Genomic DNA, 7,074 nt, shown 5'->3' with positions numbered 1-7,074 from the left:
GTAAGCAGGAAAGCGGCTTTTCTCATAGAAGCCGCCCGAGATCGCTTCGGCGTAAAGGCTATTGAGCCGAAGCACCTTCTCGCGCACCGCGGGGTCGCCGGAGATCGCATAGCCCCGAGCCAGCGCCGATACCCACTGGCCGAAATGGCATCCGGGCGCGAAACCTTCGTCAAAATTCGTTCGGTAGTCGTAGTTCGGCCGATAGGCGTACCAGCCGCCCAGCTCGACGCCAGGCGCGGGCAGGCCCGCCATCTGCCGAAAGGGCATCAACAGGCTGTCGTCGCTGAGCGACATCAAGACCGACTGGGTATTGGTGAGCTGCGCCTCGTGCGGCTCGCTGGCGATACCTACCGCCTTGTAACCGAACTCGGTCAGCGGCGCAGGAAGGCGCGCAGGGAATGACCCGCCGGGGGATCGGCCAGCGAAGCTTCCAGCGGTAGCGGCCATTGTGCCCTGCAACAGGCGCCGGCGCGATATCGGCCACGCGGCGGATCGGATCATCGCAGGGTCTCGCCCAAAGCGTGAGTCCTGCGCCCCGGCGGCCTCGGGGTCAACTTCCCTGGGCGCTGTCCAGGGCGGCCATCATCTGCGGGCCGAAGCGCTCCATCAGATGCGCGTCGCGGCCGTAGGGATCGGCGAGGAACTTCACGCCGTCGGCGATAGGCTGCACGGTCAGGTAGGTCATGTAGACGGGGACCGGCTGCGGCAGGTCGACTTCCTTTTCGACCTTGGGATCGTCACCCCGAGGCATCGAGCCATCGAACAGGAACTTCGCAACCCGCTTGTAATCCTCCAGGCGGACGCAGCCGTTGCTGATCCACAGCTCGTTCTTGGTGAAATGCTGCTTCTCAGGTGAGTCGTGAAGATAGATGCCGAAGTAATTGGGAAGCATGAACTTCATCATGCCCATGGAATTGGCCGGGCTGGGCAGTCGGCGAAGCCTGACGTCCTGCTGGCCGGCCACGATCGCCCGCCAGTCGAGGCTCGCCGGGTCGAGGACCTGGGGATGGTCGCTGAAGTCCGACAGCACCTGGTACTCACGGTCGGTGAGATAGCCGATCCCCTGCGCGACGACGCGCGGGCCGATCAGGCTGCGGACCAGCTCCGGCGGCACGTTCCAATAGGGGTTCACGCTCGCATATTTGATGTAGGCAGCCATCATCGGCGTCGCGGTCTCGGCCTTGCCGACGACGACCTTCATGCTGTCAACGGGCTTGCCGTTCTCCCACATGCTGAGCCGGGCCGAGCCGGCGTCGACCAGCACATATTTCCGCTCGTCCTCGGGTGCGGGCAGGCGGCGGGCGCGCTCCATGTTAATGATGATCAACTGCTCGTAATAGGCCGGGCCGCGATTGAGCGCCTCGATCGTGCCGGCGCCGGCGACGCCATCCGGCTTGATCCCGTGCACGTCCTGGAATTCCTTGACGGCGGCAGCGAGCGCGGCGTCGTAGCTGGATCCGTCGCTGAGCCCGAGACGGTTGCGAAGAGCGGCAACACGCTCGCCCGTCATGCCGGACTTGAGCGCCGGTCCGGCCGGCACCTGCGTGTCGGGAAGGTTGCCCCAGCGCTCCCGGTACCTCACCAGGCCGCGACGCAGGTCGGTATAGATAGGATTCATCGACACGAACATGTCGAGCGGTGCGCCGCTCCAGTCGCTGAAGGCGATGTTGTGCAACAGCGCCTTGTCATGGATCGCGCGCGGAACGAGGTCGTCGTCGATGTAGATCATGTCGACGCCCTGCTCGATCGAAGGCGGCAGATCGACCGGTTCGAGTGCGGTCCGGCTATTCCGCGGAGCCGCCGGCGACTGCCACTGCTGAGCCGGCATCGGCGCGGGCTGAGCCATCCACGGCTCGGCGACCGGCGGCGGGACCTGGCCCGGCGGCGGGACGGGCTGCGCCTGAGCGATCGCCGAGGCTGTGAGAGCGCTGAGCGCGAGCAAGGAACGTCGCATTGTCACGGCGCACAGGATAGCGCCGCAAACTGAACGGTTACAGAATCGAGAGACCAAAGGGGCAGGAAACGCGGCGGCTGTGGCTTTCGGCGCACAGGCGTGGCGTCCGTCCCCTCTATTCGCCTTCGAGAGGCAGAGTGTTTTTCTCTCCGACGCCGAGCTTCCGGGCGGCCCGTTCGACCTCTTCGTCGGTCGGCGCTCGCGGCAGCTCCTCTCCCGGGGCAAGCGCATCGTCCGCAATCCCGGGGCCGGTCCCGGCAATCGTCTCGTTGATCGCGCTTTCGTTCGGTCCATTACTGATTTTTTCGCGGTCGTCGGCCACCGGACACCTCCATCGCTGCCTGGCGTCAGAGCGGCTCCGGGCGGCGGATTGTTCCCGCCTTTGTTGCGCGGTGCGGGGGTGGCGCCCATATGACCGGCATGACTCGCTTGCTCCCCCTTCTTCCCTTGCGCGACATCGTCGTCTTCCCGCACCGCATCGTGCCGCTGTTCGTCGGCCGGGACAAATCCGTCGCGGCTCTCGAAGCAGCAATGGCCAGCGACCGCGAGCTGTTCCTCGTTGCGCAGCTTGATCCGGGTGAGGACGATCCCGACCGTGACGCGATCTACGACCTCGGCGTCATCGCCACGGCGATGCAGCTTTTGAAGCTTCCCGACGGGACAGTGCGCGTCCTTGTCGAGGGTGTGAAGCGAGCGCGCCTCGTCAACATCGAGAATGGCGAAGGGCATCTCGTTGCCGAGATCGAGGAGGTCGACGAAGACGCGTCGGCGGGGCCTGAGGCGCAGGCCTTGATGCGCTCGGTCATCGACCAGTTTGAAAATTACGCGAAGCTCAACAAGAGGCTTCCGCCCGAAACTGGGATCCAGCTGTCGGAGATCGAGGACGCATCGATCCTCGCTGACGCCGTCGCGTCCAACCTGTCGGTCAAGGTCTCTGACAAGCAGGCGCTTCTGGGCGAGCTCAACCCCGCCCGGCGGCTCGAGATGGTCTTCGCCTTCATGGAGGGCGAGCTTGGGGTTCTCCAGGTCGAGAAGAAGATCCGGAGCCGGGTCAAGCGGCAGATGGAGAAGACCCAGCGGGAATATTATCTCAACGAGCAGTTGAAGGCGATCCAGCGCGAGCTCGGCAACGAGAGCGACGAAGGCGGCGACGAGCTCCAGGAGCTCGCCGAGAAGATTCGCAAGACGAGGCTGTCGAAGGAAGCTCGCACTCGCGCCAATGCGGAGCTGAAGAAGCTCAAGGCGATGGCGCCGATGTCGGCCGAGGCCACGGTTGCCCGCAACTATCTCGATGTCCTGCTCGGCTTGCCGTGGGGCAAGAAGTCGAAGCTCAAGAAGGATATCCCCGAGGCGCAACGCATCCTCGACGAGGACCATTACGGCCTTGAGAAGGTGAAGGACCGCATCGTCGAATATCTCGCCGTCCAGGCGCGTACCAACAAGCTCAAGGGCCCGATCCTGTGTCTCGTCGGACCGCCCGGTGTCGGCAAGACCTCCCTCGGTCGATCGATCGCGCGGGCGACCGGGCGCGAGTTCGTACGACAGTCATTGGGCGGAGTGCGCGACGAGGCCGAGATCCGAGGCCACCGCCGCACCTACATCGGCTCGCTTCCGGGCAAGATCGTTTCGAACCTCAAGAAGGCGGGGACGTCGAACCCGCTCTTCCTACTCGACGAGATCGACAAGCTCGGCCAGGACTTCCGCGGCGATCCGTCGTCGGCGTTGCTCGAGGTTCTCGATCCCGAGCAGAACAGCAAGTTCCAGGACCATTATCTGGAGCTGGACTACGACCTCTCCGACGTGATGTTCGTCACGACGGCCAATTCGCTCGACATGCCGCAGCCGCTGCTCGACCGGATGGAGATCATTCGGCTCGAAGGTTACACCGAGGACGAGAAGGTCGAGATCGCCAAGCGTCACCTGATCCCGAAGCAGATGGACGCGCACGGCCTCAAGGCGGAGGAGCTGACCTTCGGCGACGATGCGCTCCGTAGCATGATCCGCCATTACACGCGGGAGGCTGGCGTCCGAACGCTCGAGCGCGAGCTTGCGAAGGTCGCCCGCAAGTCCCTTCGGCAAATTCTCGAGCACAAGGCGGAGCGCGTCGAACTGACGTCCGAGAACCTTGGCGATTACCTCGGCGTGCGGAAATACCGCTACGGCATCGGCGAGGAAGAGGACCAGATCGGCGCAGTCACCGGCCTTGCGTGGACCGAGGTCGGCGGCGAGCTCCTGACCATCGAGGCCGTCACCGTGCCAGGGAAGGGCCAGATCCGGACCACGGGCAAGCTCGGCGAAGTCATGCAGGAATCGATCCAGGCGGCGATGAGCTTCGTCAAGGCGCGCGCCCCGGCCTATGGCGTCAAGCCGTCAATCTTCGCCCGCAAGGACATTCACGTCCACCTGCCCGAAGGGGCGGTCCCGAAGGACGGCCCATCCGCTGGCGTCGGCATGGTCACGGCGATGATCTCGACCCTGACCGGCGTCGCCGTCCGCCGCGACGTCGCAATGACCGGCGAAGTGACGCTGCGCGGGCGTGTGCTCCCGATCGGCGGCCTCAAGGAGAAGCTTCTCGCGGCCCTTCGCGGTGGAATCGCGACCGTGCTGATCCCGGCCGAGAACGAAAAGGATCTCGCCGAGCTTCCGGCGACCCTTCTCGAGGCGCTTGAGATCGTGCCAGTCAGCCACGTGGATGAAGTGCTTGCCCGAGCGCTGGCCGAGCCTCTGCGCGCGATCGAGTGGACCGATGCCGATGAGCATGCGGCTGAGCCGCCCGTGCCCGCGGCAGGTCCCGAACCGGGAGCGGCAGTACGGCACTAGGCCTTTGACTTGACGGCCGACTCTTGCCTTAAGGAGTGGGCTTCGCCTGCGTGAGTCCCGGCGGAGCCGAGGGAGCCGTCAATGAACAAGCAGGAACTGATTGGCCACGTCGCCGATCGCGCGGGGCTCAGCCGGACTGAGGCCATCCGCGCTGTCGAGACCATGCTCGAGGTGATCACCTCGACCCTCAAGCGCGGCGATGAAGTTCGGCTGGTCGGCTTCGGCAATTTCTCGGTCACGCGCCGCAAGGCCTCGACGGGCCGCAACCCGCGCACCGGCGAGCCGATGCAGATCAAGGCGACCTCTCAGCCCAAGTTCCGTCCCGGCAAGGTCCTCAAGGACGCCGTTCAGTAAGATCGACTAGGGCAGCAGCTCGTAACTGACGCTGACGTCCGCGGTGACATCCTGCGGCGCCGGCTTTACGTCGACTTGCACAGGTGGCGGAGGCGGAGGCGGCGGGGGTGCCGGCGGAGCCTGCGAGATCACCGCGCCTGTGGCCATTGGCGTCATGTACGAGCCAAACTGGATCGTAAGCGCCCGACCGAGGTGTCCGCCGGCCGCAGCAGCCAGTACCGATGCCTGCGCCCTTGCATCGCTCACCGCCATCGCCATCGCGCGCCGCTGGCTGTCTGAGGTATCGCGCAGTTCGAAGCTCAGCAGGCGAGCGTCGCGCGCTCCGAGCCGGCTCGCAAGCCCCGCCGCGGTGCCGGCCTTGGCGATATTGTGCGTCCTTACGTCCGTCTCCGACGTCGCCAGATAACCGACGATCGCGCATTGGCCCTCACTCAGGATGGCCTGGCCGGGCTCGGTCTTGCAGGCGGGGTCGCGAACCTCGATGACGACGAGGTTGCTGTTGGTGATCCTCGCGTCGGCTCCGAGCAGGCCGGCGACGCCCTTCTCCACGCTCGTCTGGGCAGCGACCATTGCCCGGGTCGCCTCGTCCGGGGTCCTGCCTTCACCGCGAAGCCAGTAATGGATGTTCGCGGTATCCGGGGGAACGCTGAGCTTGCCGTGCCCCGTAACATTGATGGTCGGCGGGCTGCTCGTCGTTTGCCCGAAGGTCGGGCTTGCGATCAACGCCAGGGCCGCGATCAAGACTGCACGCATAAAACTCCCCCCGTTTCCCCGCCGAGCGACGGCAGGCTAACGGCAGCGACGGGAGGGAGCAATGGCCGCTCGCTATGGACAGGCTGACGGCGCCTGACTATCTGGCGCCCCGCAGCGGCGGGCGCGTAGCTCAGTGGTAGAGCACACCCTTCACACGGGTGGGGTCGTAGGTTCAATCCCTACCGCGCCCACCATCCTTCGCTGATCGTAGGGCCGGGGTCGCTTGCCTTGAATCGGATGCGACCCTAAGTGGCGCGCGACAGGACGCGGAAAGCCTTCCGCGCTCTTCACGGCGATCGTAGCTCAGCTGGTTAGAGCACTGGTTTGTGGTACCAGGGGTCGGGGGTTCAAGTCCCCTCGATCGCCCCATCACCTTCGTCCGCAACGACAATCCGAGTAGCCATGACCACCCCCTGGGGCTTGCCCGACTTCGACGCCCATGAGGCGCTGCACTTCTTCGACGACGAGAAATCGGGCCTGAAGGCCATCATCGCCGTTCATTCGACCCATCTCGGCCCCGCGGCCGGCGGCTGCCGCTTCTGGCATTATGCCGCCGACGACGAGGCGGTCGTGGACGCACTGCGCCTGTCGCGCGGGATGAGCTACAAGAACGCCATGGCCGGCCTTCCGCTCGGCGGCGGCAAGGCCGTGGTCATCGCCGGCCCGGACAGGCAAAAGTCGCCGGAGTTGCTCCATGCGTTCGGCAAGGCCGTAGACAGCCTGGGCGGCCGCTACGTCACCGCCGAGGACGTGGGCATGAGCGTCGCCGACATGATCGAGATCGCGCGCAGCACCAGGTTCGTTGCCGGTCTCCCTGCCGAGGGTACTCAAGTCGGCGGCGACCCGGGGCCACATACCTCCCTCGGCGTCTTCCTGGGCCTCAAGGCCGCTGTGAAGCGTGGGCTCGGCAAGGACAGCCTCGATGGCCTGCACATCGCGCTGCAGGGCGCCGGCAGCGTCGCGAGCGGAGTGGCCGCGCATGCCGCTGCCGAGGGCGCGCGCCTCTCGATCGCCGACGTCGACCAGGCGAAGGCGCAGAAGCTCGCTGCAACCGTCGACGGCACGGTCGTTGCGCCGGAGTCAATCCTGACGACCGAGGCCGACGTGCTCAGCCCCTGCGCACTCGGCGCGATCCTAACCGAACAGTCGATCGCCGCTCTTCGCGTGCCAGTAGTCGCGGGCGGCGCGAACAA

General features: G+C 65.7%; 7 protein-coding genes and 2 tRNA genes. 5 read left to right on the top strand and 4 right to left on the bottom strand.

From position 1 onward, the window contains the following. From JOZ79_RS01395 to JOZ79_RS01385, 3 genes are all read right to left on the bottom strand, one after another. Positions 1–447, bottom strand: a 447-nt coding sequence (locus tag JOZ79_RS01395; RefSeq protein ID WP_294069553.1) for a beta-L-arabinofuranosidase domain-containing protein, incomplete at its 3' end; no start/stop codon positions are given. A gap of 103 nt (positions 448–550) precedes the next feature. Beyond that, complete coding sequence (locus JOZ79_RS01390; protein ID WP_294069550.1) at positions 551–1,954, bottom strand: L,D-transpeptidase family protein; 1,404 nt, start codon at positions 1,952–1,954, stop codon at positions 551–553. Positions 1,955–2,069: 115 nt separating this feature from the next. Further along, positions 2,070–2,276 carry a hypothetical protein gene (locus JOZ79_RS01385; RefSeq protein WP_294069549.1) on the bottom strand — a complete coding sequence of 69 codons (207 nt, stop codon included), beginning with the start codon at positions 2,274–2,276 and terminating at the stop codon, positions 2,070–2,072. 98 nt (positions 2,277–2,374) lie between these two features. On the opposite strand from JOZ79_RS01385, the gene lon reads away from it, so the two are divergent. Both lon and JOZ79_RS01375 read left to right on the top strand, forming a co-directional pair. Beyond that, positions 2,375–4,774 carry an endopeptidase La gene (lon, locus tag JOZ79_RS01380; RefSeq protein WP_294069546.1) on the top strand — a complete coding sequence of 800 codons (2,400 nt, stop codon included), beginning with the start codon at positions 2,375–2,377 and terminating at the stop codon, positions 4,772–4,774. An 81-nt stretch (positions 4,775–4,855) separates the two neighbouring features. After that, a complete protein-coding gene (locus JOZ79_RS01375) occupies positions 4,856–5,128 on the top strand; it encodes an HU family DNA-binding protein (RefSeq protein WP_294069543.1) in 273 nt (90 codons plus the stop codon). A 6-nt stretch (positions 5,129–5,134) separates the two neighbouring features. Here JOZ79_RS01375 and JOZ79_RS01370 read toward each other — a convergent pair whose 3' ends face one another. After that, positions 5,135–5,881, bottom strand: coding sequence for an SIMPL domain-containing protein (locus tag JOZ79_RS01370; protein ID WP_294069540.1), 747 nt, complete (start codon positions 5,879–5,881; stop codon positions 5,135–5,137). A 119-nt stretch (positions 5,882–6,000) separates the two neighbouring features. On the opposite strand from JOZ79_RS01370, the gene JOZ79_RS01365 reads away from it, so the two are divergent. The 3 genes from JOZ79_RS01365 to JOZ79_RS01355 all read left to right on the top strand — a co-directional run. Beyond that, positions 6,001–6,075, top strand: a tRNA-Val gene (locus tag JOZ79_RS01365). A 98-nt stretch (positions 6,076–6,173) separates the two neighbouring features. After that, a tRNA-His gene (locus tag JOZ79_RS01360) sits at positions 6,174–6,250 on the top strand. A 33-nt stretch (positions 6,251–6,283) separates the two neighbouring features. Then, positions 6,284–7,074, top strand: a 791-nt coding sequence (locus JOZ79_RS01355) for a Glu/Leu/Phe/Val dehydrogenase dimerization domain-containing protein (protein ID WP_294069537.1), incomplete at its 3' end; no start/stop codon positions are given.

The sequence above is a fragment of the Sphingomonas sp. genome (genome assembly GCF_019242355.1).
GTDB lineage: Bacteria > Pseudomonadota > Alphaproteobacteria > Sphingomonadales > Sphingomonadaceae > Sphingomicrobium.
This window is presented reverse-complemented; position numbering and strand designations above follow the sequence as displayed.

Excerpts from the sequence above, each read along its gene's own strand:
- JOZ79_RS01390 (WP_294069550.1), bottom strand. The coding sequence starts at position 1,954 with ATGCGACGTTCCTTGCTCGCGCTCAGCGCTCTCACAGCCTCGGCGATC.
- JOZ79_RS01370 (WP_294069540.1), bottom strand. The coding sequence starts at position 5,881 with ATGCGTGCAGTCTTGATCGCGGCCCTGGCGTTGATCGCAAGCCCGACC.
- JOZ79_RS01375 (WP_294069543.1), top strand. The coding sequence starts at position 4,856 with ATGAACAAGCAGGAACTGATTGGCCACGTCGCCGATCGCGCGGGGCTC.
- lon (WP_294069546.1), top strand. The coding sequence starts at position 2,375 with ATGACTCGCTTGCTCCCCCTTCTTCCCTTGCGCGACATCGTCGTCTTC.